The organism is Thiohalomonas denitrificans (genome assembly GCF_016841685.1).
Classification (GTDB): Bacteria; Pseudomonadota; Gammaproteobacteria; order Thiohalomonadales; family Thiohalomonadaceae; genus Thiohalomonas; species Thiohalomonas denitrificans_A.
The window spans coordinates 1-25756 of sequence record NZ_JAENYR010000036.1 but is presented as its reverse complement, the minus strand read 5'-3'; the positions used below and the strand labels follow the sequence as shown (position 1 = coordinate 25756).

Below are 25756 nucleotides of genomic sequence, written 5' to 3'. Positions count from 1 at the left end.
TTATGCCAGGACGTAAAACAGGGGAAAGATGACCAGCCAGATGATGTCGGTTGCGTGCCAGTAACTCGCCAGCGCCACCATCCCGGAATGCTCTTCGGCCGAATAACCACCAAAGACCAGGCGCACCAACACAAAAAGCATCCCCAGGATGCCCCACGACGCGTGCACCAGGTGATTCAGCGTCAGGTAGTAATATATGGTAAAGAAAATGCCTGAGTCGCCTTCTATCCCGTTGCCAAGATTCCAGCTTACCTCGAGATACTTCACCAGCGGGTAGAGCAGTGCCACCTGTAAACCGGCGACCAGCCACATTACGGCCCTGCGACTGCGACCGTGACCAATCGACTTCACCGAACAGGCAATGAAGTAGCTACTGGTGACCATGAGAAGAGTGATCACCGTGCCGGCAGCACTAGACAGCCTGCCGGGTCCTTCGTGAAAGGCTTCGGGATAATGGGCGCGGGCGATGAAATAGATCACGAACATCATCGCGAACTCCACAAACACACAGGTAATACCAACCCATATGCCCTTGTTTCCGGGTATTCGCCCCTCCCGCGGGATGATCACCGTCGGGGCGGGATCGAGTGCGGCTTCAACCATGCAGCGCTTTCCTTAACTACCGAAGCGAGTTCAATTCTATCAGTGACATACGCTGCGAACTATAGATGCGAAAGGAAACGCCACAGGTAAAGGCACGATTCGACGCAGCAGTGATTGCCTGTATATCGCGGTGCGCTAGACTCGAAGGCAGTGGCGGGGTCCACAATCACGTCGACCTGAGGGCAAGGAAATGGTTTTCAAAGCGCTGGGATGGAGTGCGTTCATCATCTTTCTTATCGGACTGCTGGTGGTGATTGGCCTACTCGCCCTCATCTTCTAGGAGCGGGTTCCGCACGAACAAGACGAACTCTGGGTATAATTCGTGAAACGGATCACCGCTTTTCGCCACTGCACGGGGATGATGGTAGGCATGCAAGCCGCGATTTCCGCACTACTGGCCGGAGCGATCCTGGCTGGCTGCAGCTTCCAGCCGGTACAGCAGAGCGCTCTCCCCAAAGGCCCGGTGATGAGTATCGCCGAAACCCTGCTGGGCACGCCCTACCGCTACGGCGGCAATTCACCCCAAAGCGGCTTCGACTGCAGCGGGCTCGTCTGGTATGCCTATAGCGAAGCGGGCTACGTGGTGCCGCGCACTACGGCCGCCCAGTTTGCCGCTATCCATCCGGTAGACCGGTCCCGTCTATTGCCCGGGCATCTGCTCTTTTTCCGTATTGACGGTAAGCCCTCACACGTCGGCATTTATGCCGGAAACAACCGCTTTCTGCATGCCCCTTCCAGCGGCAAGCTCGTCAGTTACGGATCCCTTTCCAACCCCTATTGGCAGGCGCGACTGATAAAGGCCGGGCGCTTTCGCTAAGCGTCCGGCCAGATATTCTCGCAGAGCGGCCGCTTTTCGCGCCGAAGCGACCGCACTACCCGGTCAGTGCTCATGTGTGTTCTGTTTGGTGCCTCCGTTGGCCAGACCGGGGAACCGTTTCCCGGCGAAATCCTCATGGCAGCTCTGGCAGGAGCGGGTCATCTCTTCAAAATAGAAGCGCTCCAGGGCCGGTTTTTGTTGTTCACCCGCCTCGGCCAGATGGGCCGCCAGCTCATGGAAATCGCGGTCGGCAGCAATAAACTGCTGGGGAAGAGTACCAATCTCCTTCCGTTGGTCGGCACCAAGCTTCTGCTTGAGGACAAAACTGTCGTATATCTGTCGCGCATGTTGAGCCACAGATTCGTGCTCTCCGGTGACCACGGCGGTGTGCAATGGCCCCATGGCCGATGCCAGCAACTGCATCTCTTCAATCAGTATCTGTCGCGTCTCCGGCGATAACCGCTCGGTCACTGTTTCCGGCGCGCCGACCACGGTAGTGGCAGACAGCAGCAAAGCTGCCGCGAATGATGTGCGCTGAAACAGGCCTTTTTTGTTCTTCATGATGATGCTCTCTCGGTTTGATAAGTAACTATACGTCCCGGTGCCGCGACGGACTCTGGTTATATTGGTCTTTTTGACTAACATAACTCAGAACGGATTCAGATCCGATTCGTTCCTGCTTTCGCTCGCCGTCCACGTCCCGACGCTGCCGGCGAGTATCGAGGGCAGGTACATCTACAGTTTACCTGTTGCCGGGAGGCTGTCGGACTTGACCGATCGTAGCGAGGGAAAGCCGGTTTGAGACAGATTTTTCGATCTTTCGAGGCGAATAGCGGGTCTATTTAACGGGAAAGATCGGACAATCTGGCCAAATCCGGCTTTTCCGCACGACTCCATGGATGGAGGAGTTAGAGCGAAGCAGGACGCCCGAGCCGAGTAGATCAGTGTTAAGTCCGACAGGCTCCTGGCACAACTGGAGGTCATCATGAAGTGCAACGTAGGCGGAGCAGACCGCACCATTCGCATCGTGCTGGGTATCGTTCTGCTCGCAATCGGCCTGTTCTACCCCCTGTCCACCCTCTGGCAGACCTTGGCTCTCATCGTCGGTGCCATCGGTGTGGTGACCGGCCTGGTCCGTTTTTGCCCCGCCAATGCCCTGTTGGGCATCAACACCTGTCAACAACAAAAGCAGAGCCATTGATATAGTGAACCAGCTCACAGCCGGAAACCGTAAGCGGTTTCCGGTGCCCGTCGGATGTAGTTAAAATGAAGGTGATCTCGACCACGCCGCCGCGCACATAGGTCGCGGGTCCTCCAGCATGCAATAATGCGCGAGTGAACACCGCGGGCCTTTGGACCGAACCATTTCCTCCCGAAGGGAACCTTTTCTCATCGCTCGGCGTTAAGGGAGGCAATGGCCAACCTAATCCATCTTTTCAAACGCCGGAAGCGCGAATTCGAGGGGCTCCTCGGACCCAATCTGGATCATTTGTACCATCTCGCCTACCGCTTCACAGGCAACCGTACCGATGCAGAGGATCTGGTACAGGACCTGTTGGTGAAGCTTTATCCCCGCCGTGGAGAATTGGCTGCGATCGAGCAGCTGAAGCCATGGCTCACGCGGACGCTCTACCATCTATTCATCGATCAACGGCGGCAGGCCGGTCGTACGCCGGTCACCGAACAGAGCGATCCGGATGCCACCGCAGCGACCGATCCCGCTACCGATCCTGAGTCCGCAACCGAGACGACCCTCCAGCAGCGCCGCATCGAGGGTGCCCTGAAAAAGCTCAATCCGGACCAGCGCGCCCTGGTAGCGCTCCACGATATCGAAGGCTATGCGCTCCCGGAGCTGGAGAGGCTATTGGGTACACCGATCGGCACCCTGAAGTCACGTCTGCACCGGGCGCGCGTCCGACTCCGGGAAGAATTGGAGCCGGAGATGAAACCTTTTGACGAATCTGTGCGTTTAGAGGGATAGAGGACAACGACATGAACTGCACCGATTTCAAACAGCGGCTCGACGACCACCTGGACGGCCAACTGGGCCGCCAGGCGATGGAGGCCATGGAGCGACACACCGACGCATGCGACCGCTGCAAGGCAGAGCTGATCGCGGCTCACTCGCTAATGCGCAACTTGCGTGCGCTGCCGATCCCCCCGGCAAGCCCCGGATTCGCCAGACGCGCCCTGGCCGCCTCATCAGGCTACACCCGTACTATCCAGCGCCGATGGGCGGCGGCAGCAGCGGTCGCCCTCCTTTTGACCGGTTCCTGGGCAGGCCTCATGGTCGGGCATCAGGCGTCCACTCCCCTCGACGGGATCACACTGGCCCTGCACGAGGAGCGCACGGTCGATCTTGCGTTCAATGTGCCACAGGCAATCCGCGGCGGCACGCTTGTCATGGAGCTTCCGGCCGGCGTGGAGTTGGCCGGCTACCCGGACCAGCGTCAGCTGACCTGGCAGACCGACCTGCAACAGGGCACCAATCTGCTCTCCCTCCCGGTGAGGGCACGGGAAGGCCGTGGAGGTGAACTGGTGGCACGAATCGAGCACGGCGGAAAATCGAAAGCGTTTCGGCTACGCCTCGAGATCCAAGCAGCGAATCACACCCGACGGTTAACACCGGACCGGCATGTGTATTGGTCAAAAGACCCTACAACCACAAACCCTTTCGAGGAGATGAAATCATGAAACAAACCCTGGTAAGTGCAATTATGATAGGCGGGCTGATCGCGCCCGTAGCCGGTGCCTTTGCGGAGGATGTCGATGATGTCACCATGCAGGTGGTCGGCCCCGAGGCGACCCCCGACGCAGTGACCCAGCGCATCGAACTGCCTGCACAGGTCCGGGAACAGGCGCGTAAGAGCGCGACCGATGGGCTGGAAACGGCCAATCAGCAGCGTGAGCGCAATCAGGAACGGCTGCGCACCAATCGCGAGGAGAACGAACAGCGAGAGGAGATGCAGCAGCATCGCAAGGAGATGCGCGAGCAGCTTCAGGAGCAGCGTGAGGAGATGAATCAGGAAATGCGTCAGGAGCAGTATGAATTCCAGCAGCAGACCCGTGACCAGCGCGAACAATAACTGCAGCTAGACGATTTGGCGGGTTTAATGAGCGGGCCTCCTTCGGGGAGGTCCGCTATTTTTGTTGATACCGGAAGCGGACCAGATAATGGCTACCTCACTTTCCAAACCGGTCCTGTTCGGGGCCTTTCTGTTTTTTGCACTATTCGCGATGACCGCCAGTGGGGCCGACCCCCGTTCGGAGTTCGACAAAGGGACCCGGGCCTTCCAGAAGAAGGATTACGAGGAAGCGCGCGCGGCCTTTGAGCGGGCACGCCAGGCCGGACTCGACACGCCCGCTCTCTGGTACAACCTGGGCGTCACCGAATACCAACTCGGCCACTATGCGACTGCCCAACGCGCTTTCGTTCGAGCCGCGGCCGACCCGCGCTGGGCCCAGCTGGCAAGCTACAACCTGGGACTGGTCGCCCTGCAACAGAAGCGCCCGGATGCCGCAGCCCAGCAGTTCCGTAAGGCACAGACCGGCAGCAACACAAAACTGGCAGCCCTCGCAACCACCCGCCTTGAGCAGCTCAGTCCCGCGCCGAAGGGCGAAACCTTGGCGACGGCCAGCCTCGCACTGGGCTACGACGACAATGTGATCGACCCGGCCCTGCTCACGCCCCGGCAGGAGAGTGACTCGTTCATCGAGCTGTTCGGCTCCCTGAGCCACACCACCCGTGAAAAAAAGCAGTGGCGCCTCGATGCCAGTGCCTACCTCTCCGACTACCAATCGATCGATGCCTACGACCTCGGAGCCCTGCTTGCCGGTATCTCGCGGCTCAAGCCCATTGGTGCCTGGCGCGCAGAGGCGGGCCTGTTCGGCGAGTACAGCCAGTTGGGTGGTGACCCCTACCTGGGACGGGGCAGGCTACAGTTTCAGGGCCGGCGCAGCTTCGAGGACCTACGGCTGCGTCTGCGTTACCGTTTCGATCAATACACTGCCCTCGACACAGCGTTCAATCACCTGGAAGGCTCAAGACAGCAAGCCGACGTGCAAGGGATCTGGCCCGCCGGAAAGGCCCGGCTCAGCATCCGCTATACCCTGGAACTTAATGACCGCAACGATCTCGCCACGGCCACCACCTTCACCAGCTACTCGCCCGTCCGCAATACCCTCCGCGCCGGCATCGATCGCCCCATCGGCACGGATTGGCGTGCCTCGGCCAAGGTGAAATTCCGCAACAGCCATTACGACGATACGGATGTCCTGCTCGACAGCACCCGGATCAACCGGGAGGACGATCTGACCGAGGCCGAACTGCACCTTCAGCGAGCGCTGGATAAACGCTGGGCGCTCTATGGGACCTACATCCACAGCGACAATCAATCGAACATTGCCAGCTACAGTTACGAGCGCAACCTCTTCATGGCCGGGGTCAGCGGCTCGTTCTGACGCGAAAAGCCGTGCCTCCTCGCCCCGGCGTGTTCAGTAGACGTCCTGCTGGGTGTTATAGACATTGAACTTGCCGGTCGGAGTGACCAAACGCTCGTCCTTGATGACCTTTTTCAACTTATGGCTCTGGTCATCCACCACCACCAAGGCGGAGATCTGCTCCTTGCCGTTCCAGACGGAGAACCAGACTTCGTCGCCGGCGAAGTTGTACTCCGGCTGTACCACGCGCTTGGGGCCCTCCCCCAGATCGGCCCATTCGGCGATGGGCAGGACCTCATAGCCGGCATCCAGGTTGTTGAGGTCGAACACCGCGATCGATTGGGAAATCTCCGCGTCCGGATTCAAGGCGGTATCGACCCACAGGTTGTCGGACTCGGGGTGGGTCTTGAGGAACAGTGAGCCGCCGCCCTGGCCCTTGAGGGTGCGCACCACCTTCCAGGCATTGTCGGGGTGCTCTGTCGGGTCCGTGCCGATTAGGACGATGGTCTCATCGCCCAGGTGGCCGGTGGCCCATACCGGGCCGTACTCGGGATCGATGAAATTGGCACCACGGCCGGGGTGGGGAATCTGTCCGACGTCCACCAACTTCAGCAGTTCACGCTCTTTGGAATCGACCACCGCGATCATGTTGGAGTTATTGGCGGCGGTAAGGAAATAGCGCTCGGAGGCATCCCAGCCGCCATCATGCAGAAAGCGAGCGGCGCCGATGCTGGTGACCTGGAGGTTTTCGATATCCTCATAATTGACCAGGAGAATCTTGCCTGTCTCCTTGACATTGACAATGAACTCCGGGTGCTGGTGGGAGGCGACGATGGCCGCGACGCGCGGCTCGGGATGATACTCCTGCGTATCGACCGTCATGCCGCGGGTGGAGACGATGGTGCGCGGCTCCAGGGTATCGCCATCCATGATGACAAACTGCGGCGGCCAGTAGGCACCGGCAATGGCGTAGCGGTCCTCGTATCCCTGGTACTTGGAGGTCTCCACCGAGCGCGCCTCCATGCCTATCTTGATGCTGGCGACCCTGGTCGGCTCCTCCATCCACAGATCGATCAGGTCCACCTTGGCGTCACGGCCGATAACATACAAATAGCGGCCCGAGGCGGACAGACGCGAGATATGCACCGCATAGCCGGTGTCGATAATATTGACGATCTCCTTGGAGTCGCCGTCGATGATGGCTATCTGGCCGGCATCGCGCAAAGTAACGGAGAACAGGTTATCGAGGTTCAGGTCATTCTGCTTCTCCTTCGGGCGATTCTCCGGTGCCACCAGTACCTTCCAGGTGTTGCGCATCGCCTCCATGCCGAATTCGGGAGGCTGCGGTGGTTCGTGCTGGAGGAAGCGGGCCATCACATCCACCTCCTTTTCACTCAGCTCGCCAGACCTGCCCCAGTTGGGCATACCCGCGGGAGAGCCGTAATTAATGAACACCTTGAGGTAGTCAAGACCGCGCTCACGGGTAATGTCCGTGGTCAGCGGCTTCCCGGTGGCGCCTTTGCGCAGCACCCCGTGGCAGCCGGCGCAACGCTGGAAATAGATTTCCCTGGCCTGGTCCCACTCCGCCTGGGTCATGTCCGGGTCGGTCCGGATGAACTCTCGTTCCTCTGCAGGCACTTCGGTTGGGGCACCCTTGTACATCAGCTCGGATTCGGGGGTATCCGGGTGTGGGAAGCTCTCCTCCGCAGCAAGAAGGACCATGGGCATGCTCAGGGCGATGAGGGCGGCAAGGGCCCGGCGTGCGAGGTGGCGGTGCTTCCTTCTCATGGACGAACCTCCCCTGGGGTTTCAACGGGGCAACGAGTTTCAGAGCCTACAATCAGGTTAGCAGCGAAATTTTTGTGCTCCATGTTTATGGCTAATTGCCGCCTGCCGGCGCCACTTCGGGATACAAAGGATAGGAATGGGCACGGCGCTTCACTGGCGTTCAGGCAGGAGACTGTAACGCCGGCTACCTTTAGCTCTATAATGATTCAGCCGGTCGCCACCGCGGTAGTAAGGAATGACAGAACAAACCAAGCCCACCAGGGGTCTCCCATTCTGGCAGCGGATCCTGATCACGATCGTCGCCATGCTGATCGCCAGCTTTCTGTTCGGTCAGATTTGGCAAGCGATGTTCAACACGAACATCCCCAGCTATGTCGCGGGGATCATCGGCGGCCTCTTCGCCCTGCCCATCTGGGAAGCACTCAAACGGATGCGCTTCGACGTGAGCCGCCGCTGAGCTCTGAGTTCCACAGGTTACTGCCCCTTTAAAACGCTTTGAGACAACTCCTTTCCCTCAGTGGCGGGTAAAGCCGCTGGCCACTTCCCGCAGCGACTGCTGATCAAACTTGAAGCGAAGCTTCAGGTAGGGGCCCTTTGCCGCGTAACCGGCCAGGGAGAAATCGTCATCTTCATAGCCCGCCCAGTTATAGCCGACGCTCAACCAGAGATTGGTGGCGGGATTAAAGCCCACGGAGAGCCCGTAGGAGTACTCGTAGAGATCGCTGTTCACGCTACGCAGCGTACTGGCTCGCGCACCGATATCCCAGCGCTTGTTCAGGTCATGGCGTGACTCCACCCCGAGCGAATCGGTGTAACCGGAATAGACGGTACTATCGATGGTGTCGCGCACGTATTTCGCGCCGTAGTAGGTGCTGATCTGGGAAGCACGGCGACGATAGTTGACCAGCAGGTTATTGACCACTTTCCAGTTATCGAAGTCACTGGTACCCCCAGTCTGAGTATCAACGGCATAGTCAGCGCGATTCAGAATGGTCCAGCGACGCCCAAACGGACGCCGCACCAGGCCCAGGCGCAAGTCGCCACTCTTCTCTTCAACGCCGCTGGTGCTTTGCGTTTCGAACAGCTCCAGTCGAGCCGACAGCCCCAGGCCCTTGCGCGGCTCACCCGCGGTCGCCGAATAAAAACCCCACTTGTCCTCACTCTTGGCATCGCGCTGCTCCACGCGTGAGGTCCAGGACCAGCTTTGGTGCTGATAGTTGGCACCCAGCGATACGGCGGTGAAATCTTCCGTTTCGGTGGATGCCGTCGAAAAGCTGCTGCCGAACGACGCATCTTCCGGCTCCTCGATCGTGGTGCTGTTGTCAATGCTGGCATTCATGCTCCAGCGTTCGGTGACCTGCCAGGTCTGCATCAGGCCGGCATTGGCAAACAGGCGCTCACCGGCCTCACTATTCTGCTGCTCCAGAGAACTGTTCAGGGTCGCGCCGGTCCATGGCTGGTGCTTCATACCCAGCCGGGTAGCGCGGGTTTCCTCTTCCTCCCCAAAAGTGAATTCCTGTTCCAGGAACAGTGCCGTGGAGGGATTGAGCCGGTAATCCCCACCCATAAGCGTGCGGGTGGGGTAGTCAGGATTCTCATTGCTCGATAGCGACTGATAGTGATCGATGCGCAACTCGAGCCGATTATCAAGAAACGCGCGGTGCGCACCCAGACTCAACTGTTCCGAGATGTCCTCCGTGCCGTCACGGTAGCTGTCCCGAGCCATCACCAACCCGGCGGAGGCGCCGTAGCGGCTGGTGTCGTAGACGACCCCTGTGTCGATCACATCCCGCTCCGCCTGCGTCTGCAGGCCCTTCTCGCGGAAGATGTCCGCGACATAATCGAGCGTGTCACTGTGGTGATAACGCCCGTCAATACCGACCAGCCGGGTGCCGGAGCCGATGACGCTTTGCTGGCCGAGGCCGAAATCCACCTCCTGTTCACGGTAGTAGGCGCGACCATCGACCTTACCGGAGGTATGGCGCAGCTCCGCCAGATAGGCATCGCTGTCTTGCCCATCCACGCTTTGGCTGGTGGCGTACTCGAGCTTCATTTGGGTACTGAGGCTGAAGTCGACGATGGCATCGAGCCCCTGAAGGGTCTCCTCGCCGCTGTCGCGTCCCTCGTTAATATAGCTGGCGCCGACTTCAACCTTCTGTTCCAGCAGCTGCACCGCACCGCGGCCGCCCCAGGTCCGGGCGTCGACCCCCTCATTGCGGGTTTCATAATCGACGACGATGTAAATCGGGTTAAGCTTGGCATCCTTGCTCGCTACCGGCTGCTTGAAATAGAGCGTACCGGCGTCGTAGTCGATGTTGTAATCGAGATGGCGTGTCATCGGCCGGGACGACAGCACAAGCTGGGGACGAAATCGGTCGCGGGTCTCGATCCGTACCTTGTCGGAGTTGAATACCAGGTCCGGATAGCGCAGGCGATAGAGCCCGGAGGTGCCGTCGCCGCGAAGCTCATCCCGGACAAAATTCTGGTCGTTTTCACTGGCGAACACGTTGAACTTGAAGTGCTCGCTGTGCAGTTCGGATTTGACACCGGTCAGCGAGCGGTCGTAACGGGCCAGCTCGGTCACGGTCAGGCCGGTGGTGTAATCTCCGAACAGGGCGTAGAACTGACGCCGCTCCAGTCGCACATAGAGTTTCTCGCGACTGGCCGCATCATAGCCCTGCGTGCTCTTGTCACCGTAGACCGGGAAATAGCTGTCGGGATCGATCTCCTGAAACAGGGTATTGCGCTCTGCTTCCTGCTTGTCGGAGTCATACGCCAGGGTGAGCAGCCATTCGCCCTTGATACTGCCCTTGGCGAAGAAAGAGACCTTGCCATCGCTGTAGGTCTCTTTTTCCAGATCGGCGGCCTCGAGCGTTTCCAGATTGCCGCTGACGGTGTTGTGGCCGACGGTGCCCTCGGCCAGCCCCACCAGAATCCAGTCCCGTTGCGCCGCCTCTAACCAGGGACGCAAGGTCACCTCGCGACCCTGCATGGGAAGAACCAGTATCGCCTCGCCGGTGGTGGTGGTCGGCTTGAGCTCGATGAGAGCAATGCCATCCTTGCCGACACGGTAGCGGGGGTTACCCCGATCCAGACCGGTCAACGGCTGACGCTGCAGATCATCAACATCCAGTTGTGCGACATGTGGCGCCTCGACGAAAAACTCGCCAATCAGACCTTCACGAACAGGTCGGTCATCCTTGTCGAACAGGCGTACCGCGATCACGGGTGTTTGCCGGCCGTCGGCCACCAGGCGCGACTGCTCCTCGACCAGCTCGGCCCGTACCGGCAGGGATGACAGGCGCACTTCGCGTTCAAGGCGCTCCAGCAATGTCCCGTCGGCATCGCGCACCTCCGCCACCAGGGTGTTGCTGCCCTTGTCGATATCAACACCCGCCCACGAGCTCACCGCCACCGTGCCCTGTGCATTGCGGATCCGGCTGTCACGATTCAGTTCGCTCACCGGTTGGCCGTTCAAAAACAGCGACAGGTGCTGCGCGGGATCGTGTTTCACCGCGACCTTGATGCTCGGTATCGGCGGGTTATAGCCTTCCGGAGGCCAGAGTAACTCCAGCCCCGGTTCGGCAGATTCGAGCCGGGCCTTGTCATAGTCGGGCATGCTGTAGAGCTTCACCTCTTCGCTCGAGGTTTTTCGCTCGGGCACCGGCGGCTGTTTCCACTCCCCTTCAACCTCGACCACGATGTTGTTCACGGTTGTGATGTCATTCAGCTGTGAGGCATCGAGCAGGCTTTCGGTGACAATGCGCAGCTCGACGCGGCGATTGCGGCTGCGACCCTGTTCGGTAGCATTCGGTGCATACGGTACGTTTGCACCCATTCCATTGATCACCAGGGCGGAATCAGGTAACTCCAGCAGCGTGACAAGGTATTCTCCGACCTCCCTGGCACGGGCGGTGGAGAGTGCCATATTGTCGGCAAACCGGCTGTTCGAACGTTCGCGGATCGGCAGGTTGTCGGTATGCCCGGTCGCCTCGATGCGGATCACCCGGTGCTCACGCAAATGCTCGGCCACCCGTTCCAGCTCTTCCCTGTCCCTCTCCGTCAATAGCGTGCTGAAGGTTTCAAACTGCAGGCTCTTCTCACCCTTGAGCTGTTTCTCATGGCGCAGGCGCTTCATAACGGTTTCCACCACAGGTGTGCGCTGATTCTTTTTCTCCGGACTATCGAACATCATGAATGCCTTGCTTTGCAGAAGGGCGCTCTCCCCTTTCACCTCCACTTCGGCGAGGAAGTTGAGCTCCTTGTCCCAGGCGCCCTCGATCTCGCCCAGGGCGTAGACCAGCACCGAGCCCTGTTGCTCGGGATCGCCGACGAGGCGATCGTCCAGCACGCTGCTGCCCGGCAGGTAGCGGGTACCCGGCGGCAGACTGATCATCAAACGCATGTTCTGCAACGGCACATCTCCGCCTTTCATGGCCACGTGGTAGGTAGCCATGTGCCCTTCCACGCCACTGCCGAGCGACAACTCCACCTCCGCCGTCGGCGGCGGCCGCTCCCGGACATGGAAATCGGTGCGCCACAGGGTGCCGCCCTGCAAGTCGATAAAGCGGGAGAAACTGCGCCCGGCAAACCGGGTGTGCTCATCACAGATCACCGGTTCGTACTGCGGTGCCAGGGTATTCAGGTCCATCTGCACCACATGACTGCCGGGGCGAATGCCTTCGAGGTGGAACATCCCCTGCTCATCGGTCACCACATAGGTACCGTTGTCCAGATAGAGGCGTACCCCGGCGACGCCCTTGGCGATGTCGCTCTCCGGCGCCTCACACTCGCCGGCAATCACGCGGCCCATCAGGATGTTTTGATCGCGCAACAGCTCCTGGCTGACGCGGACGCTTGCGCTGGCAGGGTTGGAAACGAGCCTCCCTCCGTTGGCGCTGGCCACGGCGTGGTTGATGGCCTCCCCGTCCTGCACTCCTGCAGCGATCTCGACCACATAGCGCACCTCGAGCGCATTACCTTCAGGGAGGTCATCAAGTGTGAAAGTGAGAGTGCGCCCGTCGGCAGTGATCTCCGGTTCAGGGGCGGCATTGCCGTCGAGGGTGGTACTGCCGTGCTGATAGCGAAAACCCGCAGGCAGCGTATCGATGATCTGCGGGGCCCCCGCGGTAACACCCGCATCGTTGGTCAGGCCCAGACGATACTGGATGAAATCCCCCACCGCAGCCACGCTCTTGTTCACCTCCTTCACCAGGAAGAGGCCGCTGTTTCGCGGGTCCAGCGGAATATCAACCTGAATCGCCGGCCCTACCACCACTTCAAACGGCTCGCCGCGCGATCCCTGTTCGTCGATGACATAGGGTGCACCCGGCAGGTTCTGCAGCACCGCGGTCGGCACCACACTGGGGGCGCTGTACCCGGCAGGCGGAGTCACCTCAAGGCGATAGGTCCCCTGCATCGCGACGGGGAACCGGTATCGGCCGGGATCGAATTGGTACACCGTCCCTGCGCTGTCGGTGGCGCTGCCGCCACTGGTGATGGTCGACGGGAAGGTGCTGATGCCATCATCGCCATAGACCGTTGCCGGCCGATTGGTGGCGGCGTCGATGAGTGTCACCCGGGCACCGTCGATCACCTGGCCAGTCGAGCTGTCGAACACCACACCGAAGGGGTCGACCAGGGCGCTCTCGGTGGTGGTGTCCGTGTCGTCGACCACGTCGACGTAACGGCCGGTGATGTTCACCTTTTCATGCAGGCCCAGTTGGCCGTTCGCCGGCTGCGCGGCGCCTGGATTGGAAGCAATGAGATACGACTGGATATAGCCGGTGAACACACCGGTGTTCGGGCCGGTCTCCTGCAGACGCAGTACCTCGCGGTCCCCGGTTGCGTTCACCGTGAGCGTCACGTTCACCGTTTCCACCGCACCGGCGTCGAGGTTCTGGTCCCGGTCGGTCACCCGTACGAAGATCGGGGCACCGGCGTGATATACAGTGACCAATTCCAGCGGCACCGCATCAGCCAGGTTGATCGCTGTGCTGTTCCCTGCGGCCGTCGGCGGCGACATGGCGACAAACGGTCCGGCCGTCATACCGCTGGTGCTGTATTCGGTGACAGCCACAGCTACGGCTTGTGCCGCCGCTGACTCAGGTGCGTACTGCAGGAACTCGAGACTGGAGGGCGTTCTGGCAACCGTCACGGTGGAAACCATGTTGGAGAGACGGGTGATACCGCCACTGAAGGTTGCACTCGCCGTGTTCTCGATCACCGTCCCCGGGGGAACGGCCTGGCCGGGAATCGGCAACAGCAGCAGGCTGAGCCACAGCCACCGGAAACCGGCCTGCCCATAACCGCGCCTTTGGCGCGCAGCCATGGGCAGACCGGCTTTCCGGTGCAGCCTGGCATATGCCCTGTCTGCTTTCATGGCAAAGTCGGCGGCGGGTTGTTTCGAACGTGCAGACACGACAATACCGCCGGCCAGAAGGCCGGCGGCACGCCGCCATGCAGTACGCAACAACCCGGTCACCACGGACGTTCGAAGACGTAATTAATCGATCGTCACATCGAAGGTGATGGTTGCCGTGCCGCCTGCTGCCACAGTCGGTATCGTTACTGTAACGGCATTGGCATTGGTGCCGTTGAAGTCCGCTTCGTCGTCACCTGCACCGTCCGTCTTTGCCGCCCCGTTCAGCGTAATCGTGCCGACCTCATAGCTCGTGTTTGCCGGAGGCGCATCGACCAACACCACGTTGTCTGCCGCCGTCGTCGTGCTGCCGTTCTGCACGTCAATCGTGTAGCGCATGGTGGCACCGGGAATGGCCTTCGGATCGGTCGTTCCGTTAAAGGGATCGTCCGTCACCGCAACACTCTTGCTGACGGTCAGCGCCGCGCTGGTGACGGTGTAGGTGCCTATCGCGGAATGGATGCCGTCACTGGCTGCATCGGCTGCCCCGGCACCATCGCCAAACACCACATCGACCGCACCGGCATTGTTTGCGCCGACGGTTTCTACCGTGATGGCGCTCGTACCCGCATCGAGCGTTGTTGCTGTCAGGACGATATCGGCTGCCTCTCCATCGAGCGCCGTAGCCGGGGTATCCGCCACGACATAGACCGTTGTACTGGTATCCGCTGCCAAATCAGACGCATTGGCACCCGCTGAGTACTGGGTGTCCTCCGCACTCTGAAACCCGGGCGTTGTTCCATCTTCGATGTAGATGGCAACGTTCGTCATGTCGAAGTCATCACCGCCTGTATTGGCTGCGGACAGCGAGTAACCCTGTTCGGTGTTACCCGTATTGGTAACGGTGAAGGTCAGGGCCTGTGCTGTGCTGTTCGGAACCACACTGGTGCCCGATGGGTTAGCGACGGTCAGGTCGACCCGGTTGTCCACCACAAACTCCGCCGCGTTACTGGTCAACTGTGTCTGGTCGACACCACCGACCTGATAGTCGACGGTGGCACTGTTGCTGATGGTTATTCCGGATTCCGTACCGGCCGCGTGTACGGTTTGCACTCCCCCGATGAAAAATGTCAGACCCAATATCAGGCCCGCGGTGTTGCTCTTGTTGTTGTACTGCATGGGACTACTCCTTTTCTGTTGTTGCCTGGTCGAAAAATGGTTGCGGCATGGCCGCATCAAATCCCCTGCGGGAAGGACCGGCCGCTGCTGGCCGGGATGGCCGCGGCGGCGTGAACTTTCGAACACACTCGCCGCGCACCAGAAAAACGGTTTTGGTAAGTGCGCGTCCGCTATTTCACCCGCACGACATAGCCCACCGGCGCTTCCTCACCCGGTGCAAGGCTGAACGCCAGATGCCAACGCACATGGGTGTAGTCCTCCCCGGTGGCGGCCCGCGACAGCCCATCCGCCTGTTTCACCGTCAGTTGTCCGGCAGCGTCATAGTGCTTGCCGCCATCGGCCGAGAAGATGATTTCCGTGCCGGCGCCAAACGCACTGCCGTCGACATACACGGTCTGTTCCGGGATCGGATTGGTCACCACGACGTTGTCGGCCGGCTCGGCGCCGCTGTTTTTGGCGGTGATGGTGTAGATCACCTCGCTACCCGGCACGACCCGATTGGCGCGGGTGCGCCGGACGATCTCCTCGCCCCGTGCGTCGACCTCCGTGACTTCGGTTTCCGCCACCGTGGTGAGGGTGATCTCGGCCAGCAGCGGGGCGCTGAACAGGGCCAGCAGCAGGATGCTGCTAAAGAAGAGTAATGGCTTCATGATGTTCTCCCATTGCGATTAATCGATGAGGACGTCGAAAGTGATGATGCGAGTCGGCGAGCCCGGGTTCAGATCGCCCAGGTCCACCGTGACCGTATCGGCGCGGCTGTCGCCGACATCACCGGCATCCCCGTCGGCGGCGTCGGTGAGCGCTTCGTCATTCAGGGTCAGGCTCGCCGGGACATAGCTGGTGTTCGCCGGGATCGAGTCGGTAATCACCACGCCGTTCGCCCTGGCCGTGCCGCTGACGGTGACCTCGATCCGGTAGGTCATGAGCGCACCGGTTACCGGCTGCTCCCCACCCAGTGGGTTCACGATTGCCACGGACTTCAACAGCGAGACACCGGCGCCGCTGACCTGATAGCTCCCAGTCGCGCCGTCCGTGCCGCCGGAAGCACCGACCACCGCCGTGATACCGTTGTTGCCGGCGCCATCGAAAGTCGTTCCCGGCGCACCGCTGCCGGTGTTGGAGGTGGCGTTGAGTTGGCTGCTACCCAGGTCACCGTCATGCAGGTCGGCGGGGATGTTATTGCGCACGAACACAACCCGTGCGGCATCAGCCGTCAGCTGCGGGTCGTTGCGGCCGGTGATGTAGAGGGTGTCGAACTCGGGGTCCAGCAGACCATTGCCATCCGCATCCAGGTAGATGTCCACAAACTCCGGGGCGAACTGATCGCCGCCCAGGCCGTTCTCCACACTGAGGGAATAACTGTCGTCCCCGTTGCCGGTGTTGGTGAGCAGGTAGCTCAGTACTTGATCGGAATCGGGCGAGCCGACCGGGCGATGATCGGCATTTTGCCAGCTGAGGGTGACATCAAGTATTTGATCGACCCGGAAGATCGCCGTGTTGCTGGTAACGCTGCTACGGCTATCGCCGATGCTGTACTCCGCCGTGGCCGTAGCCCTGATATCAACGCCGGCGCTGGTGCCGGTGGCCAGTGCGGGCGATGGCAGCGCCAGCCACGGGGCCAGCAGGAGCAGCCACAGAGGTATTCCCGCCAGCGTGCGCTTCATCATTGCACCCTCACCCTGAATCGCAGAGTAAAGGTCGGATGGTCAGTGCCGTTGGAGGCACGCATCTCCCCTTTCGGATTGACGCGAATGTGGGTCACATTGGCGTCGTAGCCATCGATGTCCGGGACCGGGGTATAGCCCCAGCTCGCGCCGTTGTCGTTCGAGAACTCGAGGTCATCGGTGGCGCTGGCCAGGCCGGAGAAGATGTAGGTCAGGCCGCTGTTCACCGGCGCATGGCCATCAATCAGCAGAACCGGTCCGGAACCGGCGCCGTCGAGATCGCCGACGAACAGCTCGGTATAGGCAGGGATCGGATCGCTCATCACCAGCGTATCGCTGTCCGGTACTCCGAGACCGGTGTTGGTGGTCTGCACGCTGTAGAGCACGGTCGCGCCGGGAATGTCGTAGGGCGAATCGACGCCGTTGACAGGATCCGAGACGGTCTGGGCCGACTTGAGCATGGTCAGATTGGGCGCAACCACCGTGATGTCGACACTACCGCTGTCGTTTGAGGATTCCGGATCCGTCGCCGTGCTTCCGGTAACCGTGACGGTATTGGTAAGAATGCTCCCGGCCGTGCCGGCATTCACCATTGCAGTGATGGCGAGCTGCACCATTTCGCCACTCTTCAGAAGAGTTCCCGGCGACCACTCTCCGGTCCCAGGGTCATAGGTGCCGCTGCCAACATGGGAGGCGTAAGCCAAACCGGCCGGCAATAGATCGCTCACCGCGATGTTGTTGGCGTTTTTCGGGCCGTTGTTGGTGAGCGTCAGGGTATAGACGAGGGTGTCGCCCTCCTGCGGGAAGGCGTTGTCGACCGTTTTTACGATCGCCAGATCGGCATCGTTTGCCGCCTGGACTCCCGTCGCCACAAATAGCACCGCAAACAGCAGACCACGAATCCGGAAAATCCGCTCAGGAAGATCTGCCTGTCGTGCAAATATCAACACCCGATTCACTCATCGTCAGTAATCGTGCGGCCGCACTGGACCGTGGCCGACTGTCCCGTAGACAGCCGGGGATTCCCGATGCTGTTGCACCCCTGAAAACGAGCTGGAAAATTCGCCAAGACTTCCACCAGGGGTATGCCAACGGGCAAGGCAATTCGCCCACACTCCCTGTGAACGTGTTTTTCAAGGCGCGGATCTTACCGTAGAACGGACAAAAACTGTGACAGAGTTCACAATATTCGACGTTATACCCGATCACCTTGATTTAGATCAACCCTTAAATCCTGTCTTGAAATGCGCTGCGCTTCGGCAATGCTCTTCAACCGCCGATTTCGCGCAGCTATCTGGATGACGGTCAGGACGTTGGGAGGATGGAGCCGTGGTGGGAAGCAACTTCAGCGAGATACCGGGAAGCTCATTCGGCGTTCGCTGGGCGCCAGCTATAATCCATGCAGGAGAGGCATGGCCCTCTATTCGATGGGTTATGCCGCAGTCAGGCGCGCTGAAAAAGGAGGTTGAAAAATGAAATCGGGATCTACCCTGAGCGCGATACTGGCCGGTAGCATCATCGGCTCCCAGGCACTGGCACAGCCGGAGATGCGTCCCGGACTATGGAAGCATAGCTTCGCCGTGGAGTCGCAAAACGGCGAGGTGGAAAGCGCCATCCGCGAAATGCAGCAGCAGCTGAGGAACATGCCGCCCCAACAGCGCAGGATAATGGAACAGATGATGGCGGCACAGGGCGTGCAGTTCGGACCCTCCGGCCAGAGCGTGAAGGTCTGCGTCAGCGAAGAGGAAGCTGCACGCGGCGACGTGCCACAAAAGGACGGCTATTGCACTCAGGAAATTATTGAGCGTACCGGCAATACCATAAGAACCCGGTTCCAGTGCGCCGACAACCCGCCCTCCAGCGGCGAAGGCGAAATCACCTTCACAAGCCCTACCGCCTATACCGGAAAAGCGATCATCAACACAACGGCCGAAGGCAGGGCCGAGCGGTTGACCATGCAGCAATCCGGCGAATGGCTGTCATCCGACTGCGGCAGTTTCGGGACCAAACCTTAAAAAGACTACAATCGGTTTTCAATCGGAGCCTGAACCCGGCCGCTCGATCCCGGTGAGGCTCGATTCCCCGGAGCCCCCGTTTCCGCGGACCACGCTAAAAGAGCCGTCGGTTTTCAGCACAACCGCCTCAACCTCGTTCAGCGTCGCCATCCCGACGGATCGTACCGCTGCTCGCACCTCGTGCCCGGTAACCCTGGCAGAGGCCAGCGCGGCCTTCAGAAAGGCTCCCCGATAGAGTAATAGCGCGGGCTCACCCGTGACCAGACCACGGAACCAGCGGGCACGAACACCGGACCAGGTGACCGCATACTGCACACCGATTAGCAGGGCAAACGCCAGCGCCCCCACCATGCACCAGGTTTGTGAGTATGCGTTTACCCTGCCATTACCCCAAGCAAGACGCGCCTACGGCGGCGATTCTTGCAGGTTGTCTGGTGGAAGTCATCACTCTGATCAGCGGCAGACGTTAAAACGATCGCTATCCTGAGCATTTCTCCGGAACGAACTGTGGCGGTGAATTTCGCTGTGCATCGACCGATGCAAAGTGTTTGCGTACGTACGCAACCCGCTGTGCAATCGTCATTTGCGGCACCTGTGTGAACGCCTCGATCCGACGAAGCCGCGGCAGCAGCCCGGCACCGTTTGCGAGTTGGATGGTCAGCCCCGGTCGCGCATTCAGTTCCAGCAGCATTGGGCCGCGACGCCGATCCAATACGAGGTCGACACCCAGGTAGCCCAAACCCGTCATATCTGCGCAGGCACAGCTGAGATCAAGTAGTGTCGGCCATTGCGGGATCCTCAGGGATTGGAGATCCTTGCCGGTATCCGGGTGTGAAAGAACGAGTTTATTTCGCTGCACCGCGCGTACTGCGGCACCGCTTGCAATGTCGATACCGACGCCGACCGCGCCCTGGTGCAGATTTGCCTTGCCATGTGACACGGCGCAGGAAAGCCGCATCATCGCCATAACGGGAAAGCCGCGGAAGACGATGATCCGCACGTCCGGCACGCCCTCAAAGGAGTAATCCCGTAGCGAGTCGTCCGCTTCGATCAAGGCCTCGAACACCGCAACGTCGGGCGAACCACTCAGCGAGAACAAGCCGGCCAGGATGTTGGAAACGTGCCGCTTCAGATCGCGCAGGCTCAGTTCCTGGCCATTGGAACGATAGAAGACCCCGTCCTCGACGCGCGAGACCACCAGGATCCCCTTGCCACCCGAACCTTTGGCGGGCTTTATGCAAAAGTTGTCCAGACCCTCGACCAGCGTTCCCACACGCGTTACATCATGCTGGTATTCAATGACGCCGAGCAATTCCGGCGTGGTGACGCCGTGGTGCAACGCCAACCGCTTGGTCTTCAACTTGTCATCCACCAGCGGATAGAGTTCGCGCGGATTGTAGCTACTGATGTAGGAGATGTTGCGCCGGTTCATGCCCAGAACGCCTTGCTCGGAGAGACGCCGGAATGGCAGCAACCTCATCAGCCGATGCCAGGCCATCACGCGCGCTCGCCAAGCATCGGCTGGAAGCGTCGCAACTCCAGCAAGCGGTATCCGGTGTAGTTGCCGATCAGCAGCACCAGCGCCATGAACAGAAACTGCAAACCGAGGAAGTTGAACGTCAGATGCCGCACCACGTCATTGCTCATCACCAGGTAGGCGAACAACGCAACCATTAGCGAGCCACCGCCCTGCGTAAGCACTTCCTTGGGACCCTCCTCCTCCCACAGAATCGACATCCGCTCGATAGTCCACGCGAGGATAATCATCGGGAAGAAGGTAATCTTCAACCCCTCGGTGAGTCCCAGTTGGTAGGAAAGTACGGAGAAGGCTGCGATCATGATAATCACGGAAATGATCACGGCCGAGATTCGTGCCACCAGCAGCAGGTTGAGCCGCGACAGATAAGAGCGGATCATAAGCCCGGCAGCGACGATGAGAATGAAGCCCACCAGCCCGGTCAGCAGGCTCGTCTGTATGAATGCCATGGCGATCAGCACCGGCATGAACGTGCCGGACGTGCGCACACCAACAATGATGCGCAGAAGCGAGACGATCAGCACGCCCACCGGAATCAGCAGGATACCCTTGAACAGAGCCTGTTCGGATAACGGCAGACTGTGGATGGAAAAGTCGAGCAGGTTCTGTGCAGCGGGAAATGTACCTTCCTCAAGCATGCGATTGACCGGCACTTCCTGTTCGATCATGGAAAAGCTGAGTCGGGAATTGCGGCCGCCTACGATATCCAGCAGCGGCGCCGAATAGTACTCCCAAAGCAGCTGATTGGTCTGCTTCCCCGGCTTTCCGGAATGCATGTCGAAAAGCTGGTAGTTTTCGCCTTCGAAAACCTGCAGCAGGTTGACGACTTGCTGGCGCCGACGGCCATCTTCGAGATTCAACGCCTGCACTTCCCGGGCAGGAATACCTGCCATGTGCAGCATATCGACCAGCCATGCACCTCGCGGTTTCATCTGCGTCAGCAGGCTCGCGCTCTGACTCTGGCGATTGAATTCATGGATCAGTTCACGGGTCAGCGTGTACGGATCGGCGGAGCGCTCACGCGCGCGTTCCAGGATCAGGTTCACGACCGTGGCATGGGGGCCATCGAGACGAACCCGCGATATGGGCGGCTCCACTGCCGTTTCGGCTCCGGCGGCATCGGGATCTACCAGCATCTCCACCTGGTAGTAGAGCGTTTGCCGCCCCTGCGCCTCGCGAATCGACCACTCGGCCCGTCGACCATGGTTGTTCTCATTATTCTCAACAAAGGCAAGCCCGTATCCCGGACTCGCTGTACGTTCGCCGACGCGCTCGAACCCGGGCTGTGAATCCGGAATGGCAAGCGATACCTTCACCGGCTCACCGAGCGCAATAAAGTCCACCTGCGCCTCGACAGACCATATCTGCCTTTTCTCACCCGGCATCCATGGGACATCGAACATTGCATACCGATACGCCGTCAACAAACTACCCGTGATCAGCAGCAGAGTGACAAGCAGGTAAAACGGTCCACGGCCCGTTTTCATTCACGCACTTCCATTGGTTCGGGAGAGTATTTTTTCTGCACAAATTTTCGCGCCACATCGACGACCACGACATCACGCAGGAAATTACGGCCCAATAGCATGGGATACAGCATGTTTTCACGATTTGTGAGGGTGAATTCCGCATCGTCGGATAATCCGCCCACGCGCACCTTGAGACGAACCACTGGTCGTCGCTCAAGTTCGTCGGCCGACGCCTGACGGATTTTTACATGACGCACCAGGGGAGTTTCGTACACTTCGCCACCCTCCGGATGTTCTTCATCCGGTAGGCGAAAGCGTATCCAGTCCCGACCGTCGCGCTCGAAGGGCTGCAGGTCCACGGCATTCAATGAGGACGAAAGGGCCCCCGTGTCGACACGCACCTTGAGATTTCGACCCAGCAGTTCCAACCAGGCCCACTCGTTGCGCCCGAAAACCGCCTTGCCCTCCTCGCTCAGTACCAGCGTGGGTTCCGGTGTCGCAGTGTCAGGTGCGACCTCTGCAGCAGCAGGTGTACGACTCCGTTTACGGTGCTCGTCCCAGGAGTGTTCGATGTCAGCCAGCAAGTCAATCATCTGCTGCTGCTTCTCAATCTGCTTCGCAAGCAACGCCGAATGCCCCATCAGCATTGAGCTCTGTTCGGCGAGCAACCAGGACTGCCGGAGCTGCTCCTGTTCGATACGCTTTACTGCTTCCTTGTCCATCGCACAACCGGCGGTGACCACCACAACACCACACAACAGGGAAAAAAACGTCTTCATCGCTCTATTATTCGCCAAAAGATCCACTGAACCCCAAAAATGCATAACCAGCAATCTTAGCAGTCAGTTGGGCGGATTGTCCCATACCAAGCGCACGTAAACGGACATCGAGCCCCTGTACGGACGGCGCTGGCAACTTATACCGCTATAATCGATCCCTGACGGCACCCCCAGCAGCAATTATCGCTTCCTTTGCAACGGCGAATAAGGACCAGATCCTGAGCATCCCCACGAATCATCCTGTAATTCACTAACAAGGAAATGAGGGATGGGCATGCACCTCTCGATGTGATCTTGTTGCCAGTCAAGTCGGAGAAGTCACCGGAAGCGGTGAGGCGATCCATGCCACCATGCCCCCCGGAACTATGGATAATCGGGGCCGGCCACTTTGCGGAAGCGCAGGAAATAGTTTTTTTCCATCAAATCCCGGTCCTCGACCAACTCGAAGCCCAGCGACTCAATCTCTTCGGCCACGGTTGATTTGGTTGCACGCACGTGTCCCTGCACCCATCCGTCGACCCCCTGTTTTCGGAAATCGATAACCACAAGGGTACCGTCCGGACGGAGCGCCCGATGCACGGATGAGACGATTTCCCGCGGATACTCGAAGTGGTGATAGGTATCCGAGATGAATGCCACGTCCACCGTCTGACCGGCCAACTTCACTGACCTCTGGTCATTGACGATGCCCTCGACGTTGCCGAATCCCCTCTCCAATGCGCGGCGCTCGATATTGCGGATAAAGGAGCGCGAAATGTCAACGGCATAGACCCGTCCGTTCGGACCCACCTCTTCGGCGAAGATCAGCGTAAACAGCCCCGTCCCGGCACCGATGTCGGCAACCGTCTGTCCAGCCTTTACACCGGTCGCCTGCACAATCGCCTCTCGCTTGTCATATACCTCTCGCCCGGGGCTCTCGAAAATCCTTACCCAGGAATCAAAGTCGGGCTCCTGATACCGCGCATTAATGGAGGGATCGACCTGCGGTTGGGCCTCCTGTTCAGCTACTACCCCCGATGGCCCGGCAAAGGCCCCACCTATAAAGAGCGGAACAAGGAGAAGTCGCAGAAAACCTTTCATCGGCTCACCTTCCAGAAGGAGTGTCCGAAAATGATAGCGGAAAAGAACGGTGCACCCCCTTCCTTTCTTCCGGTTCTATCAACCGCATTCTATGCCAGCACAGGCGGCGCCTCCCACCCGCATGATAGGGTGCCGCCAAATTAAACCACGGTCTCATTTTGTGAGTTAGTCATAGTACAAGGCAGGGACGAAACGAGATGATAGTGGGTGCGTTATCCGGAGGACGCAAGGCAGGGCCAATCTCCAGGTTATTGTCGCCAGAGAACTCTGCGATTCGGCAGGCCACGCTGAAAAGAAGGATCTTGCGAACTGATATTCCGCCCCTCCCGACCATTGGCGCTGCCACCGTTCGCAAGGTTTGTTGCAGTTACGGGTTAAGAGGAGAATAAAAAACATGAATAAACAAGTCATCGGTTACGCCCTTGTCGCGATATCGCTGTTTGGGTGTAGCAATGCAAGAAAGGCCGAGTTGACACACGACAATGATCCGCAAATGGCTGTCGCGGAGGTCAATCAAATAAGACAGGATGCCCTCAGCGATCAGATCGATGTTTTGGCCGACAGCCAATTTGAAGATGGAAAAAAATACCTCACGAGGGCTCAGTTCAGCTTGGAAAAGGGGCGAAGCATCAACAGTATTCTGGAAAATGCCGCCATCGCAAAAGCCTTTTTTCAGGATGCCGTGGAAACCGCACAGCCCAGAAAGCGCATAGCTGGCCGAATACTTGAGGCACGCAAAGCTGCCCTGAAGGCCGGACTGCGTGATAGCGCACCGCTTCCAAAGGAGCTGGAAACGGTTGATGGTGAACTGAAGGATCAAACCGATCAGTTTTCACGGGCACTCACACCCGAAGAGTTTTCCGACTTCCAGAAAAAGTATCTCGTCCTGGAGATTAAGGCGATCCAATTCAAGGAACTCGGGGACGCCGCGGCGGCCATTGAGAATGCGACCAAAAACAGAGCCGGGCGTTTAGCCCCCAAGAGTCTGCAAACTGCATCCCTAGATTACAAAGATGCGGAAAACACCATTGCACGAAGCCCGCGCAACGCAGAGCAGTACAAGCAGAGTGTCCAGACAGCTCTGGAAAGCACCATGATGCTCCAGGACGTGATGGACGTGATTATGGATGCCAAGGGCACACCGGAAAAGATCGCAATACAGATCGTTACGCAGAAAAGGAAGCTGGGCGAGTTGACCACTAACGTGGGGAGACTGAATGCCAATCTTCAGTCAACCCAGGAAACCCTTCAGGAAAAAGAAGGAGCATTAAAGCTGACAGAGACTGAACTGAGAAACACCCAGGATGTTCTGGAATCACAGGAGGAACAGCTTGCCAGGGCCTCCGTGCAGGTGAGATTTCAGCAGGCGATGGACGAGGCACGCGAAGTGGTGCCACAAAGTGATGCACTCGTGTACCAGCAGGGGAACACACTGGTGTTCAGGCTCAAACGCATTAACTTCAAGACCGGAACTGCCATCATCCCCGAGGCGTCGAAACCCTTGCTGTCGAAGGTTGATACCATCATCGGGAAACTGGATGCCGAGACCGTCATCGTTGAGGGACATACCGATTCGATCGGGCCGGTGGATGTAAACCTCAAGCTCTCCGAAGAACGGGCGATCGCGGTTGCCGACTATATCTCCTCCCTTGGGAGTGGTTATCCTCTGGAGCACGTAGGTCACGGTGACACTGTTCCTATAGCCGCCAATGGAACTGCGGAAGGACGTGCGACAAACCGCCGGGTGGACCTTGTCGTTTCCGTAAAAAAGTAAGCACAACCGAGGGGCCGGTCCAGCCTTTCAGCAAACTCTTCTTGCGAGCCGTCCCCCTGCTGCGCAGCCCAAATCAGTGAGGAACGTAGACCGTCGTTGTGAGCCGTGCGCCCTGCCAGGCAGGCCCGAATCAATGATGAACATTTGGCCGTCATTGCGAGCCGTACCCCCTGCTGCGCTCAGTGACGAAGATTTAGCCGTCATTGCGAGCCGTACCCGCCGCTACGCGGCCCCGAATCGGTGACGAACG

The 25756-nt window shown here is 59.3% G+C and carries 22 protein-coding genes and 1 pseudogene; 10 read left to right on the top strand and 13 right to left on the bottom strand.

Annotation, left to right across the window (positions count from 1 at the left end; all coding sequences use genetic code 11):
• Positions 1 to 603: a cytochrome c oxidase subunit 3 family protein gene (locus Q7L05_RS09480; RefSeq protein WP_303905362.1), complete on the bottom strand. Its 603-nt coding sequence runs from the start codon at positions 601 to 603 to the stop codon at positions 1 to 3.
• Between the two features lie 190 nt (positions 604 to 793).
• Between Q7L05_RS09480 and Q7L05_RS17570 the strand changes: the two genes are divergently transcribed.
• Both Q7L05_RS17570 and Q7L05_RS09475 read left to right on the top strand, forming a co-directional pair.
• The gene (locus tag Q7L05_RS17570; protein ID WP_441351205.1) at positions 794 to 883 is read left to right on the top strand and encodes a hypothetical protein; all 90 of its coding nucleotides are present in this window, start codon (positions 794 to 796) and stop codon (positions 881 to 883) included.
• A gap of 42 nt (positions 884 to 925) precedes the next feature.
• Entirely contained in the window at positions 926 to 1420 is a 495-nt protein-coding gene (locus Q7L05_RS09475; RefSeq protein ID WP_303905359.1) for a C40 family peptidase, read from the top strand.
• A 63-nt stretch (positions 1421 to 1483) separates the two neighbouring features.
• Here Q7L05_RS09475 and Q7L05_RS09470 read toward each other — a convergent pair whose 3' ends face one another.
• Complete coding sequence (locus Q7L05_RS09470; protein WP_303905356.1) at positions 1484 to 1981, bottom strand: cytochrome c; 498 nt, start codon at positions 1979 to 1981, stop codon at positions 1484 to 1486.
• 424 nt (positions 1982 to 2405) lie between these two features.
• On the opposite strand from Q7L05_RS09470, the gene Q7L05_RS09465 reads away from it, so the two are divergent.
• From Q7L05_RS09465 to Q7L05_RS09445, 5 genes are all read left to right on the top strand, one after another.
• Positions 2406 to 2621, top strand: a complete 216-nt coding sequence (locus Q7L05_RS09465; RefSeq protein WP_303905353.1) for a YgaP family membrane protein — start codon at positions 2406 to 2408, stop codon at positions 2619 to 2621.
• Positions 2622 to 2834: 213 nt separating this feature from the next.
• Positions 2835 to 3401 carry an RNA polymerase sigma factor gene (locus Q7L05_RS09460; RefSeq protein ID WP_303905350.1) on the top strand — a complete coding sequence of 189 codons (567 nt, stop codon included), beginning with the start codon at positions 2835 to 2837 and terminating at the stop codon, positions 3399 to 3401.
• A gap of 11 nt (positions 3402 to 3412) precedes the next feature.
• Positions 3413 to 4114, top strand: a complete 702-nt coding sequence (locus Q7L05_RS09455; protein WP_303905347.1) for an anti-sigma factor family protein — start codon at positions 3413 to 3415, stop codon at positions 4112 to 4114.
• The gene (locus Q7L05_RS09450; RefSeq protein ID WP_303905344.1) at positions 4111 to 4506 is read left to right on the top strand and encodes a hypothetical protein; all 396 of its coding nucleotides are present in this window, start codon (positions 4111 to 4113) and stop codon (positions 4504 to 4506) included. Before Q7L05_RS09455 ends, Q7L05_RS09450 begins: the two co-directional genes overlap by 4 nt.
• A gap of 88 nt (positions 4507 to 4594) precedes the next feature.
• A complete protein-coding gene (locus tag Q7L05_RS09445; RefSeq protein ID WP_303905341.1) occupies positions 4595 to 5881 on the top strand; it encodes a tetratricopeptide repeat protein in 1287 nt (428 codons plus the stop codon).
• A gap of 33 nt (positions 5882 to 5914) precedes the next feature.
• Here the strand turns inward: Q7L05_RS09445 and Q7L05_RS09440 are convergent, their stop codons facing one another.
• Positions 5915 to 7648 (bottom strand): cytochrome D1 domain-containing protein, encoded by a 1734-nt coding sequence (locus Q7L05_RS09440; RefSeq protein WP_317623114.1) that lies wholly within the window; start codon positions 7646 to 7648, stop codon positions 5915 to 5917.
• Between the two features lie 235 nt (positions 7649 to 7883).
• On the opposite strand from Q7L05_RS09440, the gene Q7L05_RS09435 reads away from it, so the two are divergent.
• A complete protein-coding gene (locus Q7L05_RS09435) occupies positions 7884 to 8105 on the top strand; it encodes a hypothetical protein (RefSeq protein ID WP_303905338.1) in 222 nt (73 codons plus the stop codon).
• A gap of 57 nt (positions 8106 to 8162) precedes the next feature.
• On the opposite strand, the gene Q7L05_RS09430 is transcribed toward Q7L05_RS09435, so the two are convergent.
• From Q7L05_RS09430 to Q7L05_RS09410, 5 genes are all read right to left on the bottom strand, one after another.
• The gene (locus tag Q7L05_RS09430) at positions 8163 to 14120 is read right to left on the bottom strand and encodes an OmpA family protein (RefSeq protein ID WP_303905336.1); all 5958 of its coding nucleotides are present in this window, start codon (positions 14118 to 14120) and stop codon (positions 8163 to 8165) included.
• A gap of 33 nt (positions 14121 to 14153) precedes the next feature.
• A complete protein-coding gene (locus Q7L05_RS09425; RefSeq protein WP_303905333.1) occupies positions 14154 to 15188 on the bottom strand; it encodes a hypothetical protein in 1035 nt (344 codons plus the stop codon).
• 170 nt (positions 15189 to 15358) lie between these two features.
• Positions 15359 to 15838, bottom strand: coding sequence for a hypothetical protein (locus Q7L05_RS09420; protein ID WP_303905330.1), 480 nt, complete (start codon positions 15836 to 15838; stop codon positions 15359 to 15361).
• A gap of 18 nt (positions 15839 to 15856) precedes the next feature.
• Entirely contained in the window at positions 15857 to 16855 is a 999-nt protein-coding gene (locus Q7L05_RS09415; RefSeq protein WP_303905326.1) for a DUF11 domain-containing protein, read from the bottom strand.
• On the bottom strand, positions 16852 to 17799 hold the full coding sequence (locus Q7L05_RS09410; protein ID WP_303905322.1) for a DUF11 domain-containing protein: 948 nt from the start codon (positions 17797 to 17799) through the stop codon (positions 16852 to 16854). The genes Q7L05_RS09415 and Q7L05_RS09410 overlap by 4 nt, the downstream gene beginning before the upstream one ends.
• A gap of 525 nt (positions 17800 to 18324) precedes the next feature.
• Between Q7L05_RS09410 and Q7L05_RS09405 the strand changes: the two genes are divergently transcribed.
• Positions 18325 to 18867 (top strand): DUF3617 domain-containing protein, encoded by a 543-nt coding sequence (locus Q7L05_RS09405; RefSeq protein WP_303905319.1) that lies wholly within the window; start codon positions 18325 to 18327, stop codon positions 18865 to 18867.
• Between the two features lie 18 nt (positions 18868 to 18885).
• On the opposite strand, the pseudogene Q7L05_RS09400 reads toward Q7L05_RS09405, so the two are convergent.
• The 5 genes and pseudogenes from Q7L05_RS09400 to Q7L05_RS09380 all read right to left on the bottom strand — a co-directional run.
• A pseudogene (locus tag Q7L05_RS09400) lies at positions 18886 to 19212 on the bottom strand (YetF domain-containing protein); the annotation flags it as partial.
• Between the two features lie 133 nt (positions 19213 to 19345).
• On the bottom strand, positions 19346 to 20365 hold the full coding sequence (locus Q7L05_RS09395; RefSeq protein WP_303905313.1) for an alpha-L-glutamate ligase-like protein: 1020 nt from the start codon (positions 20363 to 20365) through the stop codon (positions 19346 to 19348).
• Complete coding sequence (locus Q7L05_RS09390; RefSeq protein WP_303905310.1) at positions 20365 to 21891, bottom strand: inactive transglutaminase family protein; 1527 nt, start codon at positions 21889 to 21891, stop codon at positions 20365 to 20367. Before Q7L05_RS09390 ends, Q7L05_RS09395 begins: the two co-directional genes overlap by 1 nt.
• Positions 21888 to 22652, bottom strand: a complete 765-nt coding sequence (locus Q7L05_RS09385) for an ATP-dependent zinc protease family protein (RefSeq protein ID WP_303905307.1) — start codon at positions 22650 to 22652, stop codon at positions 21888 to 21890. The genes Q7L05_RS09390 and Q7L05_RS09385 overlap by 4 nt, the downstream gene beginning before the upstream one ends.
• Before the next feature lie 363 nt (positions 22653 to 23015).
• Positions 23016 to 23732: a class I SAM-dependent methyltransferase gene (locus Q7L05_RS09380; protein WP_303905304.1), complete on the bottom strand. Its 717-nt coding sequence runs from the start codon at positions 23730 to 23732 to the stop codon at positions 23016 to 23018.
• 394 nt (positions 23733 to 24126) lie between these two features.
• Here Q7L05_RS09380 and Q7L05_RS09375 point away from each other — a divergent pair, with 394 nt between their 5' ends.
• Positions 24127 to 25506 (top strand): OmpA family protein, encoded by a 1380-nt coding sequence (locus Q7L05_RS09375; protein WP_303905302.1) that lies wholly within the window; start codon positions 24127 to 24129, stop codon positions 25504 to 25506.
• Positions 25507 to 25756: the final 250 nt, after the last annotated feature.